General features: G+C 73.4%; 19 protein-coding genes. 9 read left to right on the top strand and 10 right to left on the bottom strand.

Annotated elements, in window-relative coordinates; all coding sequences use genetic code 11:
* Nucleotides 1–159: 159 nt before the first annotated feature.
* The 9 genes from BM237_RS16245 to BM237_RS16280 form a co-directional block, all read right to left on the bottom strand.
* A complete protein-coding gene (locus BM237_RS16245) occupies nucleotides 160–288 on the bottom strand; it encodes a hypothetical protein (protein ID WP_093850382.1) in 129 nt (42 codons plus the stop codon).
* Nucleotides 276–1,652, bottom strand: coding sequence for a sulfate adenylyltransferase subunit 1 (locus BM237_RS16250; RefSeq protein ID WP_093850383.1), 1,377 nt, complete (start codon nucleotides 1,650–1,652; stop codon nucleotides 276–278). The genes BM237_RS16245 and BM237_RS16250 overlap by 13 nt, the downstream gene beginning before the upstream one ends.
* 3 nt (nucleotides 1,653–1,655) lie before the next feature.
* Nucleotides 1,656–2,651: a sulfate adenylyltransferase subunit CysD gene (gene cysD, locus BM237_RS16255; protein WP_175541034.1), complete on the bottom strand. Its 996-nt coding sequence runs from the start codon at nucleotides 2,649–2,651 to the stop codon at nucleotides 1,656–1,658.
* Nucleotides 2,648–3,244 (bottom strand): adenylyl-sulfate kinase, encoded by a 597-nt coding sequence (gene cysC, locus BM237_RS16260; protein ID WP_245793661.1) that lies wholly within the window; start codon nucleotides 3,242–3,244, stop codon nucleotides 2,648–2,650. The genes cysD and cysC overlap by 4 nt, the downstream gene beginning before the upstream one ends.
* Before the next feature lie 47 nt (nucleotides 3,245–3,291).
* Nucleotides 3,292–4,014, bottom strand: coding sequence for a phosphoadenylyl-sulfate reductase (locus tag BM237_RS16265; protein WP_093850384.1), 723 nt, complete (start codon nucleotides 4,012–4,014; stop codon nucleotides 3,292–3,294).
* The gene (locus tag BM237_RS16270) at nucleotides 4,011–4,196 is read right to left on the bottom strand and encodes a hypothetical protein (protein WP_093660134.1); all 186 of its coding nucleotides are present in this window, start codon (nucleotides 4,194–4,196) and stop codon (nucleotides 4,011–4,013) included. The genes BM237_RS16265 and BM237_RS16270 overlap by 4 nt, the downstream gene beginning before the upstream one ends.
* An 85-nt stretch (nucleotides 4,197–4,281) precedes the next feature.
* Entirely contained in the window at nucleotides 4,282–5,979 is a 1,698-nt protein-coding gene (locus BM237_RS16275) for a nitrite/sulfite reductase (protein ID WP_093850385.1), read from the bottom strand.
* A 157-nt stretch (nucleotides 5,980–6,136) separates the two neighbouring features.
* Nucleotides 6,137–6,220, bottom strand: a complete 84-nt coding sequence (locus BM237_RS30545; RefSeq protein WP_369126574.1) for a putative leader peptide — start codon at nucleotides 6,218–6,220, stop codon at nucleotides 6,137–6,139.
* A 121-nt stretch (nucleotides 6,221–6,341) separates the two neighbouring features.
* Nucleotides 6,342–6,920 carry a GNAT family N-acetyltransferase gene (locus BM237_RS16280; RefSeq protein WP_093850386.1) on the bottom strand — a complete coding sequence of 193 codons (579 nt, stop codon included), beginning with the start codon at nucleotides 6,918–6,920 and terminating at the stop codon, nucleotides 6,342–6,344.
* A gap of 89 nt (nucleotides 6,921–7,009) precedes the next feature.
* On the opposite strand from BM237_RS16280, the gene BM237_RS16285 reads away from it, so the two are divergent.
* From BM237_RS16285 to BM237_RS16305, 5 genes are all read left to right on the top strand, one after another.
* Complete coding sequence (locus tag BM237_RS16285) at nucleotides 7,010–8,050, top strand: carbohydrate kinase family protein (RefSeq protein WP_093850387.1); 1,041 nt, start codon at nucleotides 7,010–7,012, stop codon at nucleotides 8,048–8,050.
* Nucleotides 8,051–8,201: 151 nt separating this feature from the next.
* Nucleotides 8,202–10,889 (top strand): bifunctional acetaldehyde-CoA/alcohol dehydrogenase, encoded by a 2,688-nt coding sequence (adhE, locus tag BM237_RS16290; protein WP_093850388.1) that lies wholly within the window; start codon nucleotides 8,202–8,204, stop codon nucleotides 10,887–10,889.
* Between the two features lie 50 nt (nucleotides 10,890–10,939).
* Entirely contained in the window at nucleotides 10,940–13,243 is a 2,304-nt protein-coding gene (pflB, locus tag BM237_RS16295; protein WP_093850389.1) for a formate C-acetyltransferase, read from the top strand.
* A complete protein-coding gene (gene pflA, locus BM237_RS16300; protein ID WP_093850390.1) occupies nucleotides 13,243–14,088 on the top strand; it encodes a pyruvate formate-lyase-activating protein in 846 nt (281 codons plus the stop codon). The genes pflB and pflA overlap by 1 nt, the downstream gene beginning before the upstream one ends.
* A 107-nt stretch (nucleotides 14,089–14,195) precedes the next feature.
* Nucleotides 14,196–15,341, top strand: a complete 1,146-nt coding sequence (locus tag BM237_RS16305; RefSeq protein WP_245793662.1) for a YihY/virulence factor BrkB family protein — start codon at nucleotides 14,196–14,198, stop codon at nucleotides 15,339–15,341.
* Between the two features lie 63 nt (nucleotides 15,342–15,404).
* Here BM237_RS16305 and BM237_RS16310 read toward each other — a convergent pair whose 3' ends face one another.
* The gene (locus tag BM237_RS16310) at nucleotides 15,405–15,854 is read right to left on the bottom strand and encodes an SPW repeat protein (RefSeq protein ID WP_093850392.1); all 450 of its coding nucleotides are present in this window, start codon (nucleotides 15,852–15,854) and stop codon (nucleotides 15,405–15,407) included.
* Nucleotides 15,855–16,270: 416 nt separating this feature from the next.
* On the opposite strand from BM237_RS16310, the gene rsgA reads away from it, so the two are divergent.
* The 4 genes from rsgA (at nucleotide 16,271) to BM237_RS16330 (ending at nucleotide 20,208) form a co-directional block, all read left to right on the top strand.
* Entirely contained in the window at nucleotides 16,271–17,386 is a 1,116-nt protein-coding gene (rsgA, locus tag BM237_RS16315; RefSeq protein WP_093850393.1) for a ribosome small subunit-dependent GTPase A, read from the top strand.
* Between the two features lie 152 nt (nucleotides 17,387–17,538).
* The gene (locus tag BM237_RS16320) at nucleotides 17,539–18,051 is read left to right on the top strand and encodes a hypothetical protein (RefSeq protein ID WP_245793673.1); all 513 of its coding nucleotides are present in this window, start codon (nucleotides 17,539–17,541) and stop codon (nucleotides 18,049–18,051) included.
* Between the two features lie 127 nt (nucleotides 18,052–18,178).
* Complete coding sequence (locus tag BM237_RS16325; protein ID WP_093850395.1) at nucleotides 18,179–19,729, top strand: AlkA N-terminal domain-containing protein; 1,551 nt, start codon at nucleotides 18,179–18,181, stop codon at nucleotides 19,727–19,729.
* A complete protein-coding gene (locus BM237_RS16330) occupies nucleotides 19,726–20,208 on the top strand; it encodes a methylated-DNA--[protein]-cysteine S-methyltransferase (RefSeq protein ID WP_093850396.1) in 483 nt (160 codons plus the stop codon). Before BM237_RS16325 ends, BM237_RS16330 begins: the two co-directional genes overlap by 4 nt.
* Nucleotides 20,209–20,220 lie beyond the last annotated feature (12 nt).

A 20,220-nucleotide genomic window follows, 5' to 3' on the forward strand; every position in this document is an offset into this window, starting at 1 on the left:
CCTGTTCGGGCGGCTACGGCGGGGGAGAGCCGGAGTGTGCGGCGGGGACATGCCGCGCTTCGGGGACATATGGGACGCCCTCGGAGCGCGGGTCGTACGGGTCGTACGGGTCGGGCCGGTCGTGCCCGGGGCGCGGGTCGTGCGACCGGGTGCCGGGCGTCACCGGCGGCATCCCGCCAGTCCGCCCTGTCCGCTGCCCCGGACACCGCTGCCGATCCGGCCACCGGTGTGGTCGAAGGTGGAGAAGGCGTCCTGCACGGCGGCGCCCGCCGCGCTCAGAAGTCCCATCCGTCCTCCCGCGGGGCGTCGTTCCCGGCGCGTACCGCTCCGTCGGCTCCGGCGAAGGCCTCGCCGGACATGCCGGCGGTGAGGGTGGAGCCGTCGGCCGGGTCGATCAGCAGGAACGAACCGGTGCGGCGGGAGAGCGCGTAGGGGTCCAGCGGCAGCGGCTCGGCGGTGCGGATCCGCACCCGGCCGATGTCGTTGGCCACCAGCTCGCCCGGCTCGGGGTGGGGCGAGAGGTCGTCCAGGGTCAGCCGGGAGCCGATCTCCTTGACGATCGCCTTGACCGTGCGGGTGGTGTGCTTCAGCAGCACCCGCTGCCCCACCCGCAGCGGGGTGTCGTGCAGATGGCAGACGGTGGCGGTGACGTCCTGGCTCGGGGCCGGGGCGTCGTCGGCCGGGGCGATCAGGTCGCCGCGGGAGATGTCGAGGTCGTCCGCCAGACGGACGGTGACCGACTGCGGCGCCCAGGCGGCCCGGACCGACTGGCCCAGTGCGTCGATGCCCTCGATCACCGAGGTGCGGCCCGAGGGCAGCACCGTCACCGGCTGGCCCACGCGCAGCACGCCGGAGGCGAGCTGGCCGGCGTAGCCGCGGTAGTCGGGGTGCTCGGCGGTCTGCGGTCGGATGACGTACTGGACGGGGAAGCGGGCCACGTCCCCGGCCGGGTCGTGGTCGACCTCGACGGTCTCCAGGTGCTCCAGGACGGTCGGGCCGCTGTACCAGTCCATGTGCTCGGACGGGGTGACCACGTTGTCGCCGACCAGCGCCGAGATCGGCACGGCGGTGACCTCCGGCACGCCCAGCGAGGCGGCGTAGGCGGTGAACTGCTCGGCGATGGAGGCGAAGACGGACTCGTCGTAGCCGGCCAGGTCCATCTTGTTGACGGCCAGCACCACGTGCGGCACCCGCAGCAGGGCGGCGACCGCGGCGTGGCGGCGGGTCTGCTCGACCACGCCGTTGCGGGCGTCCACCAGGATGATGGCCAGGTCGGCGGTGGAGGCGCCGGTGACCATGTTGCGGGTGTACTGCACATGGCCGGGGGTGTCGGCCAGGATGAACCGGCGCCGCGGCGTGGCGAAGTAGCGGTAGGCCACGTCGATGGTGATGCCCTGCTCGCGCTCGGCGCGCAGCCCGTCGGTCAGCAGCGCCAGGTCCGGGCCCTCGGCGCCGCGGCTGCGGGAGGCGTGCTCGACGGCCTCCAGCTGGTCGGCCAGGACCGACTTGGAGTCGTGCAGCAGCCGCCCGACCAGGGTGGACTTGCCGTCGTCGACCGAACCGGCGGTGGCGAAACGCAGCAGCGAGGTTTCCCGCAGCAGCCCGGCGGCCTCGGCGGCGCCGGCTGTGGAAGTGGTGGCAGCGGTGGTCATCGGTCAGAAGTACCCTTCGCGCTTGCGGTCCTCCATGGCGGCCTCCGACAGCTTGTCGTCGGCCCGGGTCGCGCCCCGCTCGGTCAGCCGGGAGGCGGCGATCTCGGCTATGACCTGCTCGATGGTGGCGGCGTCGGAGTCCACCGCCCCGGTACAGGACATGTCGCCGACGGTGCGGTAGCGCACCCGGCGCTCCTGGACCGCCTCGCCGTCCCTGGGGCCGCCCCACCCGCCCGGCGCCAGCCACATCCCGTCGCGCTTGAAGACCTCGCGGGTGTGGGCGTAGTAGATGGCGGGCAGCTCGATCTTCTCCCGCCCGATGTACTGCCACACGTCCAGCTCGGTCCAGTTGGACAGCGGGAAGACGCGCACATGCTCGCCCGGCGCGTGGCGGCCGTTGTACAGCTGCCACAGCTCGGGGCGCTGGCGGCGCGGGTCCCAGCCGCCGAACTCGTCGCGCAGCGAGAACACCCGCTCCTTGGCGCGGGCCTTCTCCTCGTCCCGCCGGCCGCCGCCGAACACCGCGTCGAAGCGGCCCGTCTCGATGGCGTGCAGCAGGGGCACGGTCTGCAGCGGGTTGCGGGTGCCGTCCGCGCGCTCGCGCAGCTCGCCGCGGTCGATGAACTCCTGTACGGAGGCGACGTGCAGGCGCAGCCGGTGCTCGGCCACCACCCGGTCGCGGTAGTCGAGGACCTCGGGGAAGTTGTGGCCGGTGTCCACGTGCAGCAGCGCGAAGGGCACCGGGGCCGGGGCGAACGCCTTCAGCGCCAGGTGCAGCATCACGATGGAGTCCTTGCCACCGGAGAACAGGATCACCGGCCGCTCGAACTCGCCCGCCACCTCGCGGAAGATGTGCACCGCCTCCGACTCGAGGGTGTCCAGATGGCTCAGCGCGTACGCCGTGCCGGAGGCCGTTTCGGTGGTGTCGGCGGATGTGCCGGCGGTGGCCGTGCCGGAGGCGTCGGCGGGCCCGGTGGTCGGTTCGGTCGAGGTCGTCACGCCAGTCCCCTCTCGGCGAGCAGTGCGTACAGCCGGGCGGCGGAGTCGTCCACCGGCTCGGTGTGCGCCTCGATCCGCAGGTCCGGATCGGCCGGCGCCTCGTACGGGTCGTCCACCCCGGTCAGCCCGGACAGCTCCCCGGCGGCCTGCCTGGCGTACAGCCCCTTCACATCGCGCTCGGAGCACACCTCCACGGGCGTGGCCACATGCACCTCCAGATAGGCCGTGCCCTCGGCCTGGTGGCGCTTGCGGACCGCCTCGCGGCTGTCGGCGTAGGGCGCGATCACCGGGACCAGGGCCTTCACGCCGTTGGAGGCCAGCAGCTCGGCGACGAAGCCGATCCGCTGCACGTTGGTGTGGCGGTCCTCGCGGGAGAAGCCCAGACCGGCGGAGAGGAACTCCCTGATCTCGTCGCCGTCCAGCACCTCCACCCGGTGGCCCTCGTCGCGCAGCCGCCCCGCCAGCGCGTGGGCGATCGTGGTCTTGCCGGCGCTGGGCAGGCCGGTGAGCCAGATCGTGGCTCCGGTGCCGGTGCCGGTGGTGCTGCCGGTACTGCCGGTTCTGTCCGTGCCGGAGGCGGTCGCCCCGCTCATCTGACGCTCCTCAACTGTCTGGGCCCCTACGGCCTTCGGGTTCGCCATCAGCCATGCAGTCCGCACTCGGTCTTGCCGCGTCCGGCCCAGCGGCCGGAACGGGCGTCCTCGCCCTCCAGCACCCGCCGAGTGCAGGGCGCGCACCCGATGGAGGGGTAACCGTCCATCAGCAGAGGGTTGGTGAGGACACCGTGCTCGGCAACGTAGGCGTCCACGTCGTCCTGCGTCCAGCGTGCGATGGGCGAGACCTTGACCTTGCCCCGCCTCTCGTCCCAGCCGACGACCGGAGTCCCCGCCCTGGTCGGGGACTCGTCGCGGCGCAGCCCGGTGGCCCAGGCGTCGTACCCGCGCAGACCCTCCTCAAGCGGCCTGACCTTGCGCAGCGCGCAGCACAGGTCGGGGTCGCGGTCGTGCAGGCGCGGCCCGTACTCGGCGTCCTGCTCGGCCACGGTCTGCCGGGGTGTGAGCGTGACGACGTTGACGTCCATCACCGCCGCGACCGCATCCCGGGTGCCGATGGTCTCCGGGAAGTGGTAGCCGGTGTCGAGGAACACCACGTCCACACCGGGCGCCACGCGCGAGGCCAGGTGCGCGACGACGGCGTCCTCCATCGAGGAGGTCACGCAGAAGCGCGGGCCGAAGGCGCCGGCGGCCCAGCGCAGGACCTCCAGCGCCGGGGCGTCCTCCAGTTCACGGCCCGCCTTCTCGGCGAGCCGGCGCAGCTCGCCTGCGTCCGCCCGCAGGTCGTACCGGTCCTCGGCGGCGTTCATCGTGTGCTGTCTCCCTCGGTGGAACCGGACCGCCGCAGGCCGTCGGCCAGCAGTCCGAGGAACGAGAGCCTGAAGGCGCGGTTGCAGGAGGCGCACTCCCACGCGCCGTGGCCGTCCTCGGACGGCCGCAGGTCCTCGTCTCCGCAGTACGGGCAGTAGAACGGGGCGGCGCGCTCACTCACGGTGCCTCCCTGTGAGCTTCTCCGCCCGCGCGGCGGGGGTGCGGGTTGGCGGTCGTCTGCGGGGTGGTGGCCGCGTGTGCGTCGCTCACTTGAGCGCACCCTCCTCGGCCCGCGCCGCCCACTGTGCGAAGCGCTCGCCGTCCTGCCGCTCCTCGCGGTAGCGGGTCAGCAGGCGCTCGACGTAGCCGGGCAGTTCGGCGGCGGTGACCTTCAGGCCGCGCACCTTGCGGCCGAAGCCGGGCTCCAGCCCCAGCGCGCCGCCGAGGTGGACCTGGTAGCCCTCCACCTGGTTGCCGTCCGCGTCGGTGACGAGCTGGCCCTTGAGGCCGATGTCGGCGACCTGGATGCGGGCGCAGGCGTTGGGGCAGCCGTTGATGTTGATGGTGACCGGCTCGTCGAAGTCCGGCAGGCGGCGCTCCAGTTCGTCGATGAGGGTGGAGCCGCGGCCCTTGGTCTCGACGATGGCCAGCTTGCAGAACTCGATGCCGGTGCAGGCCATGGTGCCGCGCCGGAAGACCGACGGACGCGCCGTCAGGTCCAGCGACTCCAGGCCCTCCACCAGGGAGTCCACCCGGTCCTCGGTCACGTCGAGGATGATCATCTTCTGCTCGACGGTGGTGCGGACCCGGCCCGAGCCGTGCCCCTCGGCCAGCTCGGCGATCTTGGTGAGGGTGGCGCCGTCGACGCGGCCGACGCGGGGTGCGAAGCCGACGTAGAAGCGGCCGTCCTTCTGGCGGTGCACGCCGACGTGGTCGCGCCAGCGCTGGACGGGGGCCTCGGGGGCGGGGCCGTCGGCCAGCCTCCGTCCCAGGTACTCGTCCTCCAGCACCTGGCGGAACCTCTCCGCACCCCAGTCGGCGACGAGGAACTTCAGGCGGGCGCGGTTGCGCAGCCGGCGGTAGCCGTAGTCGCGGAAGACCGAGACGACGCCCTCCAGGACGTCCGCCACGTCCTCCAGCGGCACCCAGGCGCCCAGCCGGACGCCGAGCTTGGGATTGGTGGACAGGCCGCCGCCCACCCACACGTCGAAGCCGGGGCCGAGCTCGGGGTGGCGTACGCCGACGAACGACACGTCGTTGATCTCGTGCGCCACGTCCAGCAGGGGGGAACCGGAGATGGCCGCCTTGAACTTGCGGGGGAGGTTGGAGAACGCCGGGTTGCCGACGACGCGGCGCTTGGCCTCCTCCAGCGCGGGCGTGCCGTCGACGATCTCGTCGGCGGCGATCCCGGCGACCGGCGAGCCCAGGAAGGCGCGCGGGGTGTCGCCGCAGGCCTCGGTGGTGGACAGGCCCACGGCCTCCAGACGGCGCCAGATCTCGGGGACGTCCTCGATGCGGACCCAGTGGAGCTGGATGTTCTGCCGGTCGGTGATGTCGGCGGTGCCGCGGGCGAACTCCTGGGAGATCTCGCCGATGACGCGCAGCTGCTCGGTGGTCAGCCGTCCGCCGTCGATGCGCACGCGCATCATGAAGTACTCGTCGTCCAGCTCCTCCGGGGCCAGGACGGCGGTCTTGCCGCCGTCGATCCCGGGCCTGCGCTGGGTGTACAGGCCCCACCAGCGCATCCTGCCGCGCAGGTCGGAGGGGTCGATGGAGTCGAAGCCGCCGTGGGCGTAGATCGTCTCAATGCGTGTCCGCACATTGAGACCGTCGTCGTCCTTCTTGAACTGCTCGTTGGCGTTCAGCGGGGTGAAGTGCCCGGCGGCCCACTGGCCTTCGCCGCGGTGGCGGCCGGCCTTGCGGCGGGTCGGGGCAGCGCTGGCTGGCTTGGGGGTGTCGGCCATGGCGGTGTGTTCGTCCTTCTGCTGGACTCGGCTGCGCGGAAAGCGGACCGGACCCGTCCGGGCGCACTGAAGTGCGCGAACCCGGACGGAGAGCGGGAATCGGGGGGCGCCTGCCCGCGACGACGGGGGCGGCGGATGTGCGGCGGTGCTGGGACTGTCAGCCCGTCGGACAGATGGCGCTGGACATGCGGCCGAGGTCGACGTGCCGCCGACTCACCAAGGCAATTCCAGCTCGAGACATGGCAGAAGCGTGGCATGAGCATCTCGCGGCAGTCCACCGATATCCACAGTGCGGACAAAGGTGTCCCGACTCGCGAGACGGGGTGATGTCGTTCCCGGGGTCGCGGGGCCCCGGGAGGGGCTCACACCCCCGCTCCCGGCCAGGGGCCCGGGGCGGGGACGTCCGGTTCGTCCTCCGTCCTGGTGTCGAAGAGACGGAAGCCCCGCCGCCGGTAGTTCGCCAGTGCGTGGGGGCCGTCCTTGCTGCAGGTGTGCACCCACACCCGCCGGGTGGGCTCCCGCTCCGGCCAGCGCTCCGCCAGGTCCCAGGCGCGCGCGGTCCCGTACGACAGCAGGTGCCCGCCGACGCGCCGGCCGCGGAAGGCGGCGATCAGGCCGAAGTAGGTGATCTCCACCGTCCCTTCGGGCTGCGCCTCCAGTTCGATGTACCCGGCCGGGGTCCCGCGGTCGTACGCCACCCACGTCTCCACGCCGGGCCGCTCCAGGAACTCCCGCCACCGTGCGTACGTCCATCCCAGCCGGTCCGTCCAGGTGACGTCCCCGCCGACGGCGGTGTAGAGGAAGCGGCTGAACTCCGGGCTGGGCACCTCCGCCCGGACGATCCGGATGCCGGACCCGCTGTCCGGAATGTGGGCGGGGGAGAGGTCGGACGGGGAGGTCTGCTCCAGCGACCAGGTGGTGACGGCGACGGTGGTGCTCATACTGGGCAGTGAAGCACGCTGCCGCAGGCGTCCGGGAAGCGGCCCCGCGGACCGCCTCCCGGACGGCGGCGCGTACCAGAATGCCCCCCATGCCCACACCCGTGCCCGAGCCCGGCGCCGTCCCCGAGTACGCCGCCCCCGCCTCTCCCGCCGCCGCCCCGCCCGTCGCCGTGCTCGGCGAGTGCGTCGCCGACGCCTTCACCGTCCCGGCGCCCGGCGGCGGGGAGCGGCCCTCGACCCCCTCGATCGGGCTGGAGGTCCTGCCCGGCGGCGGACCGGCCAACACCGCCGTGACCCTCGCCCGCCTCGGCACCCCCACCCGCTTCCTGGGCAGGCTGTCGCGGGACGTCTTCGGCCGGCTCTTCCGCGAGCACCTGGCCGCCTCCGGCGCGGACCTCGGCGCGGTGGTCGAGGCGGCCGAGCCCAGCACCCTGGCCGTCGCCGACGTCGACGCCGACGGCCGCGCCGAGTACTCCTTCCACGCCGAGGGCACCGCCGACTGGCAGTGGACGGACGGCGAGCTGGAGCGGGCCGCGGCCGCTCCGGCGGCCTGTCTGCACACCGGATCGCTGGCACTGGTGCGACCGCCGGGCGGGGATGCGGTGGAGCGGCTGCTGGAGAGGGCGCGCGGGCGGGCCACCGTCTCGATCGACCCCAACGTCCGGCCACTGCTGGTGGAACCGGCCGCCTACCGCGAGCGGCTGCCGCGCTGGTGCGCCGCGGCCGACATCCTGCGGCTGTCCGACGACGACCTCGGCCACCTCCTGCCCGGCGCCGGCGTGGAGGAGGCCGCCGCCGTCCTCCACGGCCACGGCGCGACCCTGGTCGTCGTCACGCTCGGAGCGGCGGGCGCGTACGCCTCGCTGGAGGGCGCGGGGCGCGTACGGCTGAGGGTGCCGGCCGAGCCCACCGCCGTGGTGGACACCGTCGGCGCGGGCGACGCCTTCACGGGCGGCCTGCTGCACTGCCTCCACACCGCCGGGGCCCTCGGCGGGCGCCTGGACGGGCTGACCGCGAACGTCCTGGAGCAGGCCCTGGCCACCGGCGCCGCCGTCGCCGCCGCCACCTGCGCGGTACGGGGCGCCGACCCGCCCTGGACGCACCAGATGGGCCGTCATACGCGCAGGTGAGCGCCCTACCGGCCGGTACGGGACCTTCGGCCCGCACCCCCCGCCGGGGCGGGACCTTCGGCCGCGGGGCAAGGCCCCTTCGGCGACTGCGCCGGATGCCCGGGGCGGCGTGCAATGGAGTCACCGAGGCCCCCACCCAGAGGTGATCCCCATGGCAGAAGCCACCGCACGTCCCGCAGCCCGTCCCGCCGCGCCGGCGGACGCCGGGCGCACCGGGAGCGGCGAGCACGCCGAGACCGTCCGGCACACCGTCGACACCCTGGCCGCGAACGCCGTCAAGTCCCTCGACGAGTACGGCTCCTTCACCCAGGAGCAGGTCGACCACATCGTGCGGAAGGCCTCCCTGGCGGCCCTGGCGAGCCACTGCGAACTGGCCGAGCAGGCCGTCGCCGAGACCGGCCGGGGCGTGTTCGAGGACAAGGCGATGAAGAACCTCTTCGCCTGCGAGCACGTCACCCACTCGATGCAGGGGCTGAAGACGGTCGGCGTCGTCCGCCGCGACGAGCTGAACGGGATCACCGAGATCGCCGAGCCCGTCGGTGTGGTGTGCGCCATGACCCCGGTGACCAACCCCACCTCCACCACGATCTTCAAGGCGCTGATCGCGCTCAAGACCCGCAACCCGATCGTCTTCGCCTTCCACCCCTCGGCCCAGCGGTGCAGCGCCGAGGCGGCCCGGATCGTACGGGAGGCGGCCGTGGCCGCGGGCGCCCCCGAGCACTGCGTGCAGTGGATCGAGGAGCCGTCGATGGAGGCGACCCGTCTGCTGATGAACCACCCGGACGTCTCCACCATCCTGGCCACCGGCGGCAACGCCATGGTCCGGGCCGCCTACTCGTGCGGCAAGCCGGCCCTCGGCGTCGGCGCGGGCAACGTCCCCGCCTACGTCCACCGCACCGCCGACGTCCCCCGCGCGGTGCACGACATCGTGCTGTCCAAGGCCTTCGACAACGGCATGATCTGCGCCTCCGAGCAGGCCGCCGTCCTGGACGCCGAGATCTACGAGCGGGCCGTCGCGGAGTTCCGCCGGCTCCACGCGTACCTGGCCACCGCCGAGGAGAAGGAGAAGCTGGAGAAGTTCCTCTTCGGTACCACCGCCCGGAGCGCCAACTGCGCCGGGGCGAAGCTCAACGCCGACGCCGTCGGCCGGCCGCCGCACTGGATCGCCGAGCAGGCGGGCTTCACCGTCCCCGAGGACACCTCCGTCATCCTCGCCGAGATCACGGGCGTCGGCCCCGCCGAGCCGCTCAGCCGCGAGAAGCTCTCCCCGGTGCTGGCCCTGCTGCGCGCCCAGAGCACCGAGCAGGGCATCGAACTGGCCGCGCGGATGGTCGAGTTCGACGGCCTGGGCCACAGTGCGGTGATCCACGCCGACGACGAGGTGCTGACCGAGGAGTTCGGCCGCCGCGTCAAGGCCGTGCGCATCATCGCCAACGCGCCCTCCAGCCTCGGCGGCATCGGCGACGTCTACAACTCCTTCCTGCCCTCGATGACCCTGGGCTGCGGCTCCTACGGCCACAACTCCGTCTCCGGCAACGTCACCGCCGTCGACCTGCTCAACATCAAGCGCATCGGGCGGCGCAACACCAACATGCAGTGGTTCAAGGTCCCGCCGAAGATCTACTTCGAGCGCCACTCCCTGCGCTACCTCGGCGACATGCGCGGCATGCGGCGCGTCACCGTCGTCACCGACCGCACCATGGACCGCCTGGGCTACCTCACCCGCGTCAAGGACATCCTGCGCTCCCGCACCGAGCCGGTGAACCTCCAGATCATCGACGACATCGAGCCCAACCCGGAGCTGGCCACCGTCGAACGCGGCGCCGCGAAGATGCGCGAGTTCGAGCCCGACACCATCGTCGCCCTCGGCGGCGGCTCGCCCATCGACGCCGCCAAGGTCATGTGGCTGATGTACGAGCACCCCGAGATCGCCTTCGCCGACACCAAGGAGAAGTTCTCCGACATCCGCAAGCGCGCCTTCACCTTCCCGCCGCTGGGGGAGAGGGCGAAGCTGATCGCGGTGCCGACCACCTCCGGCACCGGCGCGGAGGTCACCCCCTTCGCCGTCATCTCCGACCCGGCCGCAGCCCGCAAGTACCCGCTGGCCGACTACGCCCTCACCCCCGACGTCGCCATCGTCGACCCGGTCCTGACCGCCACCCTGCCGCCCGCCGTCACCGCCGACTCCGGCTTCGACGCCCTCACCCACGCCACCGAGGCGTATGTGTCGGTCTACGCCAACGACTACACCGACGGGCTGTGCCTGCAGGCCATCCGGCTGATCTTCGAGAACCTGGAGCGCTGCGTCACCCACGGCCCCGCCGACCCCAGGGCCCGCGAGCGGATGCACAACGCCTCCACCATCGCCGGCATGGCCTTCGCCAACGCCTTCCTCGGCCTGGTGCACGCCATGTCCCACACCCTCGGCAACACCTTCCACATCACCCACGGCCGGACCAACGCGCTGCTGCTGCCGCACGTCATCCGCCACAACGGCCGCATCCCCACCAAGCTGACCGGCTGGCCCAAGTACGAGACCTACCGGGCCCACGAGCGCTTCCAGGAGATCGCCAAGATGCTCGGCCTGCCGGCCGCCACCCCCGAGGAGGGCGTGGAGTCCTACGCCCGCGCCGTGGAGGAACTGCGCGCCCGCTGCGGCGTCCCGGCCTCCTTCCAGGAGGCGGGCGTGGACGAGAGGGAGTTCCTCGCCGCCCTGCCCGAGCAGGCCCGCAACGCCTACGCCGACCAGTGCGCCCCCGCCAACCCCCGGATGCCGATGCTCGACGAGATGCAGGCGCTGATGCGCCAGGCCTACTACGGCCACGCCGCCAAGGCATGAGCACAGCCGCCCGACCGCCCCGCACGGAAGAGCCCCAAGGGAGACCAGCCATGACCACCATCCCGCAGCCGCAGACCCCCCACTCGCCGGACCGCGCCGGTACCGACACCACCGGCCCCCGCGCCGACGCCGGCGCCTGGCAGGGCTTCAAGGGCGGCCTGTGGCGGGACGCCGTCGACGTCCGCGACTTCGTCCAGCACAACTACACCCCCTACGAGGGCGACGGCTCCTTCCTCGCCGGCCCCACCCACCGCACCACCGCCGTGTGGGAGAAGCTGCTGGCGATGTTCCCCGCCGAGCGCGAGCGCGGCGTGTACGACGTGGACACCGCCACCCCCTCCACCATCACCGCCTTCGGCCCCGGCCACATCGACAAGGACCTGGACCTGATCGTCGGCCTGCAGACCGACGCCCCCCTCAAGCGGGCGATCATGCCCATCGGCGGCTGGCGGATGGTCGAGGCGGCCCTGAAGGCCTACGGCCACGAGCCCGACCCGCGGGTGAAGGAGATCTTCACCACCTACCGCAAGACCCACAACGACGGCGTCTTCGACGCCTACACCCCCGAGATCCGGGCCTGCCGCTCGGCCGGCATCATCACCGGCCTGCCCGACGCCTACGGCCGCGGCCGCATCATCGGCGACTACCGCCGCGTCGCCCTGTACGGCGTGGACCGGCTGATCGCCGAAAAGCAGGCCGACCGGGCGCTGCTGGACGACCGCTGGCCCACCGAGGACGTCATCCGCGACCGCGAGGAGAACGCCGAGCAGATCCGGGCGCTGCGCGAGCTGAAGGAGATGGCCGCCTCCTACGGGTACGACGTCTCCCGCCCGGCCGCCACCGGCCGCGAGGCCGTCCAGTGGCTGTACTTCGCCTACCTGGCCGCCGTGAAGGAGCAGAACGGCGCGGCCATGTCCATCGGCCGCATCGACGCCTTCCTCGACGTCTACCTCCAGCGCGACATCGAGCGCGGACTGCTGACCGAGAGCGGCGCCCAGGAACTGGTCGACGACTTCGTGATCAAGCTCCGCATCGTCCGCTTCCTGCGCACCCCCGAGTACAACCAGCTCTACTCCGGTGACCCCACCTGGGTGACCTGGTCGCTGGCCGGGATCGGCGAGGACGGCCGCCCGCTGGTCACCCGTACCGCCTTCCGCGCCCTGCAGACCCTGTACAACCTCGGTCCCGCGCCGGAGCCCAACCTGACGGTCTTCTGGTCGCAGGCGCTGCCCGAGGGCTTCAAGGAGTTCGCGGCGAGGACGGCGGTGGACACCAGCGCCCTGCAGTTCGAGTCCGACGAGCTGATGCGCCCCAAGTACGGCGACGACACCGCCATCGCCTGCTGCGTCTCCGCGATGGCCACGGGGAAGCAGATGCAGTTCTTCGGGGCGCGCGTCAACGTCGCCAAGGCCCTGCTCTACGCCATCAACGGCGGCCGCGACGAGATCACCGGCGAGCAGGTGGTGCGCGGGTTCCGCCCGGTCGAGGGCGAGTACCTGGACTACGCCACCGTCGCCGAGCGCTACGACGCGATGCTGGAGTGGCTGGCCAGGACCTACGTCCACGCCCTGAACGTCATCCACTACATGCACGACAGGTACGCCTACGAGCGGCTGGAGATGGCCCTGCACGACCGCGAGGTGCTGCGCACCATGGCCTGCGGCATCGCCGGGCTGTCGGTCGCCGCCGACTCGCTCTCGGCGATCAAGCACGCACGGGTGCGGGTGATCCGCGACGCCACCGGGCTGGCCGTCGACTACGAGATCGAGGGCGACTACCCGGCCTACGGCAACAACGACGACCGGGCCGACGAGATCGCCCGCGGACTGGTGCACGGCTTCATGGAGAAGGTGCGCCGCCACCCCACCTACCGGGGCGCCGTCCACACCCAGTCGGTGCTCACCATCACCTCCAACGTCGTCTACGGGAAGAAGACCGGCAACACCCCCGACGGCCGCCGCGCCGGCGCCCCCTTCGCCCCCGGCGCCAACCCGATGAACGGCCGCGACCGCCACGGCTACATCGCCTCGGCCCTGTCGGTGGCCAAGCTGGACTACGACGACGCCGAGGACGGCATCTCGCTGACCAACACCATCACCCCCGACGCCCTGGGCCGCACTCCGGCCGAGCGCGCCGGGAACCTCGCCGGGGTGCTGGACGGCTACACCGCCGCCGGGGGCTTCCACATGAACGTCAACGTCCTGGACCACAGGACGCTGGTGGACGCCATGGAGCACCCCGAGAAGTACCCGCAGCTCACCATCCGCGTCAGCGGCTATGCGGTGAACTTCGTCAAGCTCACCCGCGAGCAGCAGCTCGACGTCATCGCCCGCACCTTCCACGGAGCACTGTGATGGAACGCCTGATGCACCGGGCGACCGCGCCGGCGGGGGCCGCCACCCCGGCCGGTGCGGCCACCCCGGCCGGTGCGGCCACCCCGGCCGGTGCGGCCACCCGCCGCCCGGTCACCGGATCGGTGCACTCCTGGGACCTGTCCACCGGCGTGGACGGCCCCGGCACCCGCTTCACCGCCTTCCTCGCCGGCTGCCCGCTGGCCTGCCTGTACTGCCACAACCCCGACACCTGGCGGCTGCGCGACGGCCGCCGCACCACCGCCGACGAGCTCGTCGCCGAGGCGGGCAAGTACACCGCCTTCATCCGGGCCGCGGGCGGCGGCGCCACCCTCAGCGGCGGCGAGCCGCTGCTCCAGCCGGTCTTCACCGGAGAGCTGCTGCACCGCTTCAAGCACGAACTGGGCCTGCACACCGCCCTGGACACCTCCGGCTTCCTCGGCGCCCGCGCCTCCGACGCCCTGCTGGCCGACACCGATCTGGTGCTGCTGGACATCAAGTCCTGGGAACCGGGGCTGTACCGGAAGGTCACCGGGGGCCGCGGCGAGATCGCCCCCACGGTGGCCTTCGCCCGCCGCCTGGCACTGCTGGGCAACGAGGTGTGGGTGCGGTTCGTGCTGGTCCCCGGCCTGACCGACGGGCCCGACAACATCGAGGGCGTCGCCGCCTTCGCCGCCTCCCTCGGCAACGTCTCCCGCGTCGACGTACTGCCCTTCCACAAGCTGGGCGCCGCCAAGTGGGAGGCCGTGGGGAGGACCTTCCCCCTGGCCGGCACCCCCGTGCCCACCCCGGAACAGGTGGCCGAAGCCCGCGGGATCTTCGCCGGTCACGGGCTGTACGCGGTGTGAGCCCCGGGCCGGCACGCACCCGCACCGGTGCGCGGGCCGCGCGGCCCGCCGGGAAACCGGCAGGCCACGGTGTGAGCTGCGGTCACCGGGCCGGATACGTTATGGGCGTGCAACCGGCCCCCTCTCCCCCGAAGCAGTCCTCGAACCCGCTGCGCAGGGCGCGTGCCCTGTACCGCAACGTCCCCAAGCGGAAGCTCGCCTGGCTGCTGCTGAAGGACACCGTCAACTCCGCGATGGAGTACCGGATCCTGGGGCTGGCCGCCGAGGCGGCCTTCTTCACCCTGCTGTCGCTGCCGCCGCTGCTGCTGGGCCTGATCGGGCTGCTCGGTTACCTCGACGCCTGGATCGGCACCGACACCATCGACAGCGTCCGCGCCAACATCCTGAACGCCTCCGCCACCGTCCTGTCCGACCGGGGCGTCAGCCAGATCGCCGAACCGCTGATCGACGACGTGATCGAGGGCGGGCGGCCCGACGTGATCTCCGTCGGTTTCGCGCTGGCGCTGTGGTCCGGCTCGCGCACGATGAACGTCTTCATAGACACCATCACCGTCATGTACGGCCTCGACGGCCACCGGGGCATAGTCGCCACCCGGCTGCTGGCCTTCGGGCTGTATCTGGTCGCTCTGCCGCTGGGCGCGGTCGCCCTGCCGCTGCTGATCGTCGGGCCGGACGCGGTGGTCGGCTGGGTGCCGCAGCTGGAACCGGTGGTCGCGGTCTTCTACTGGCCCGTGGTGGTGGTCGTCTCCATCGCCTTCCTCACCACGCTGTACCACGTCTCGGTACCGGTCCGCTCGCCCTGGGCGGAGGACATCCCCGGCGCGCTGGTCGCCGTGCTGATGTGGATAGCCGGCAGCTTCCTGCTGCGCCTGTACCTCACGCGCACGGTGGACGGGCCGACGCTGTACGGGTCGCTGGCCGCGCCCGTGGCCGTGCTGCTGTGGATCGGCGTCTCGGCCTTCGCGGTCCTGGTGGGCGCGGCCGTCAACGCCGCCATCGACCACGTGTGGCCCTCGGTGACCACCGCCGCCGCCCGCCGCGCCAGCGAGCGGGCCCGCGAGCAGGCCGCCGCCGAGGTCGTCGCCGCGGCGGCGGCGCGGCGCGCGATGCGGGGGGCCGAGGGCGGCGATGGGGGTGAGGGGGAGGAGACGGGGACCGTCGAGCCGCCCGCGGAGTTCCCCGAGCGCTGGACGAAGTTCCTGCCGCCGTCCGACATACGCTCCCGGCTGCGCTCCCGCCGCCGCGACGGCTGACGGCGGGCCGGGGAGGCCTTCCGGCCTCCCCGGCCCGCCGTGCGTCAGCGGTCACGAGCCGGATCACCCCTTCTTGCGTCCGCCGCTGCCCTTGCCGCCCTTCCTGCCGACGGCCAGCAGGGCCAGCCCGAGGAGGAAGACGATCCCTCCGGTGATCACGTTGGTGAGGATCGTCCTGGTGGTGTCCACGTTGCCGGCCACCAGCCAGGGGGAGATCACCGTCCAGGCGCCGATCGCGCACACGGCCATGCTCAGGCCGTAGGCGCGCTCGAACGCCACCGCGAGCGTCAGGCCGATCACGGCGAGCGCGATGCCGGTGACGAAGTTGTTGACGGTCAGCGAGTTGAACTGGCTGAATCCCACGATCCATGGAGACGCCAGCAGGAAGACGCCGCCCAGCACGGTCAGCGCCTCCATCCCCTGCGCCGTCGGCGACGCCGAGGCCTCCGCGTAGCGTGCACGCATCCCGATCAGATCAGGGTGTTCCTCGATGCGTGACGTGGGTGTGGCCATCTGAGCCACCTCCTATGAGACTTTCACCCTTATGCTCTAATTTTCCACCAAACGGCAGGTTATGTCTTCCCGAGGGAGCGCTTCCGCGCGGGCGGCCCGTGAGGTTCCCCCGGACGGGTGAGGGGCGCCGGGAAAACCGGTGGCGCGGGGGCCGCCCGCCGTCCTAGGGTCGGCGGCGCGAGGGCCGGGGAGGCCCTTGGAGGGGCCTGATCGACCTTGATCGGTACGGCCCCGGGGAAGCCGTCGACGATCCGGAACGGGAGGTGGGCCCCATGGCTGCCGTTGCTGCCGCCGCCGCGGGCGCGACCCGCGGCAACGAGTCCGTCCGTTCCACCTCCGCGACCTCCGGCTGACCGCATCCGGCCCGTTCTCCGGGCCGCCGCTCGGGGGCCGCCCTTCCCGAAAGGGCATCCGCGTTGAGTCCTCTCGACGTACCCGCACACCCCGCACACCCCGAACCCCCCGCACACCCGCTCGCCCGCTACGGCTGGGACGGGCACACCGCCGAGGCCTTCGCCCCGTACGGGCGCCGGGGCCTGACCCCCGCCCGCGTGGTCCGCGTGGACCGCGGACGGTGCGACGCCGTCACCGCCGACGGCCCCGTACGGGCCGGCATCGCACCCGTCGTCTCCCCGGACCCGCTGCTCACCGTCTGCACCGGCGACTGGGCCGCCCTCGAACCCGGCGGGCGCCGGACGCCGTGGACGGTCCGGGCCCTGCTGCCCCGCCGTACCGCCTTCGTGCGCTCCACCTCCTCCAAGCGTTCCGAGGGGCAGGTGCTGGCCGCCAACGTCGACCACGCCGTCGTCACCGTCTCGCTGGCCGCCCCGCTCGATCCCGGAAGGCTGGAGCGCTTTCTCGCCCTGGCCTGGGAGAGCGGGGCCCAGCCGCTGGTGGCCCTCACCAAGGCCGATCTGGCACCGGACGCCGCCCACGCCGCCGCCGACGCCGAGGCCGCGGCGCCCGGCGTGACGGTGCTGCCCGTCAGCGCGCTCACCGGCGAAGGGCTGGACGTGCTCGCCGCCGTGCTCGGCGGCGGCACCGCCGTGCTGCTCGGGCAGTCCGGAGCGGGCAAGTCCACCCTGGTCAACGCGCTGACCGGGCAGGAGGCGCTGGAGGTGCGCGAGACCCGCGCGAGCGACGGCAAGGGCCGGCACACCACGACCACCCGCGAGCTGTTCGCGCTGCCCGGCGGCGGAGTCGTCATCGACACCCCGGGGCTGCGCGGCGTCGGGCTGTGGGACGCCGAGGAGGGCGTCGGACGGGCCTTCGCGGACGTCGAGGAGCTGGCGCGCGCCTGCCGCTTCCACGACTGCGCGCACACCGCCGAGCCGGGCTGCGCCGTTCTCGCCGCCGTCGACGACGGCGTCCTGCCGCCGCGCCGGCTGGACAGCTACCGCAAACTGCTGCGCGAGAACCAGTACCTCGCGGCCCGCACCGACGCCCGGCTGCGGGCGGAGCTGCGGCGCGACTGGAAACGGAAGCAGGCGCTGGGCCGCCACATGGCGGAGCGCAAACGCGGCCCGCGCTGACCCGCACCGACCCTCGCCGCCCCGCACGGGACGGGCACGGCGGGCACGGGGCGGCGGAAGCCGGTTGCTAACGTCGCCCCGTGCCCACCCGCAGCGACGCCCCCGCCCAGCCGTTCGGCCCCCGGCAGTTCCAGCTCGTCCTGCTGCGCCGGATGGCCGACTTCCAGCCGGACCTGGTGCTCGACGCGCTGCGCGAACTGGGAGCCGACCGGGCCGAGATGCGCGAGGCCAACCGCCGCTGGCAGGCCGCCGGCCGCTCGCCGCGCCCGCGGGGCGCGGCGGCCCGGTACCGCTCGGTGCTCGGCGAACCGGAGACGGACGAGCCGCGCCGGGTGGGCGACCTGGACTGCCGGGCCCTGCGCTGGCCGCTGCCGCTCTGGCCGGACCTGCGTCTGGAGGTGCTGACCGCGCCGGGCGGAGCGGTGTGGAACGAATGGCTGGTGCGCGCTCCGGGAGCACCCGGCCCCGAGCCGCGCACGGTGGAGGACCTGCTGCCGTGGACGTGCACGGTGGACGAGGTCGCCCGCGCCTTCGCGCCCGCCCGCCCGATGGAGGGCTCGGCGCCCACCCGGTGGCGGCTGGCCTTCACCGCCCCGGACCGGGCGGGAAGGCGGCACGAGGTGATCGCGGAGTTCACCTGGGGCCTGCTCCAGCGACTCCCGTGACACCGGCGGCCTTCCTTTCGCCGACCCGTCTCCGGCCCGGGCGGGCCGATGCCTGCCGGAAGCCGCCACCGTCGCGTCCGATTTCCGCCAGTGGTGGCCCGCCGCGCGGCGCACACTGGATCGCGTGATGGACGACGAGGCCAGGTACGAGGCGGTCCGCAGCCGTGACGAGCGGTTCGACGGAGTCTTCTTCACCGGTGTGCTCACCACCGGCATCTACTGCCGCCCGAGCTGCCCGGCGGTCACCCCCAAGCGGGGCAACGTGCGGTTCTTCCCCTCGGCCGCCGCCGCCCAGCGGGCCGGCCTGCGGGCGTGCCGCCGCTGCCGGCCCGACGCCGTGCCGGGATCGGCCGAGTGGAACGCGCGGGCCGACCTCACCGGCCGCGCGATGCGGATGATCGCCGACGGTGTCGTGGACCGCGAGGGCGTCGAGGGGCTCGCCCGCCGGCTGGGCTACAGCGCCCGCCAGATACACCGCCGGCTCACCGCCGACCTCGGCGCCGGGCCCGTCGCCCTGGCCCGCGCCCAGCGGACGCACACCGCCAGGGTGCTGCTCCAGACGACCGCGCTGCCGGTCACCGAGATCGCCTTCGCCTCCGGCTTCGCCAGTGTGCGGCAGTTCAACGACACCATCCGCGAGGCCCACGCCTGCACCCCGCGCGAACTGCGCGCCCGCGGCCGTGCCAGGGCGGCGACCCGTCCCCGGGGGGCGGCCGAGGAGGCGGCCGGGGGCGGGGGAGTGGAGCTGCGGCTGGCCCACCGGGGCCCGTACGCCGCCGCGGAGGTCTTCGGCTTCCTCCAGCGGCGGGCCGTCCCCGGCGTCGAGGAGGCCACCGGGGAGGCCGGCGCCCGCACCTACCGGCGCACCCTCGCCCTGCCCCACGGCCACGGCGTCGCGGAGGTCCGCGAGAGGGCCGACGAGGCGGGTGGCGGCCCTGGTGGCGGCTCGGGCGGCGGCTGGCTGCCGTGCCGGCTGCACCTGACCGACCTGCGGGACCTGACCACCGCCGTGCAGCGGATGCGGCGGCTGTTCGACCTGGACGCCGACCCGTACGCCGTCGCCGACCGGCTGGGCCGCGACCCGCTGCTCGGGCCCCTGGTCCACCGGCTGCCGGGACTGCGTTCGCCGGGCGCGTCCGACCCGCACGAGGCGGCGGTGCGCGCCGTACTCGGCCAGCAGGTCACCGTGGGCGCGGCCCGTACGCTGACCGCCGCGCTCGTGGCGGCGTACGGCAAGCCGCTGCCCGCCCCCGACGGCAGCCTCACCCACCTCTTCCCCGACCCCGGAACCCTCGCCGGGGCGCCCCTGGACGAACTGCGCATGCCCGGCGCCCGCCGCCGGGCGGTGCGCGCCGTCGCCGCCGCCCTCGCCGACGGCGTCCTCGTCCTCGACCCCGGAGCCGACCGGGACGAGGCCGAACGGGCCCTGCTCGACCTGCCCGGCGTCGGCCCGTGGACGGCCGGCTACATCCGGATGCGCGCGCTGGGCGACCCCGACGTCTTCCTGACCGGCGACGCGGGGGTGCGGCACGGGCTGGAGCGGATCGGGGCCCGCGCGCCGGACGCCGGACGCTGGCGCCCCTGGCGCTCCTACGCCCTGCACCACCTGTGGAACGCCACCCTCACCCCGCCCCCGGCCGAGACCGGGACCGGGACCGAGAACACGGAGAAGCGATGACCACCCTCTACACCACCTGCCCCAGCCCGCTGGGCGAGCTGCTGATCGCCGGCCCCGAGCCCGGCGCGGTGGCCTCGGTCAGCGTGCCCGGCCAGAAGGGCGGCGCCCGGGTGCTGCCCGGCTGGCGGCGCGACGACGCGGCCTTCGCCGGCGTGGTGCGGCAGTTCGACGCCTACTTCGCCGGGGATCTCAAGGAGTTCGACCTGGACCCGGCACCCGGGGGATCGGAGTTCCGCCGGCGGGTGTGGGCCGCCCTGGAGCGCGTTCCCTACGGAGCCACCGTCACCTACGGCGAACTCGCCGCCATGGCGGGCCTGGAGCCGCGCTCGGTGCGGGCCGTCGGGGGAGCGGTGGGCGCCAACCCGCTGATGGTGGTGCGTCCCTGCCACCGCGTCATCGGCGCGAGCGGATCGCTGACGGGATACGCGGGCGGACTGGAGCGCAAGAAACTGCTGCTCACTCTCGAAGGGGTGCTGTGAGGGCACCGTGAG

Origin of the sequence: Streptomyces mangrovi, from assembly GCF_900114215.1 — a bacterium.
Lineage (GTDB): Bacteria > Actinomycetota > Actinomycetes > Streptomycetales > Streptomycetaceae > Streptomyces > Streptomyces barkulensis.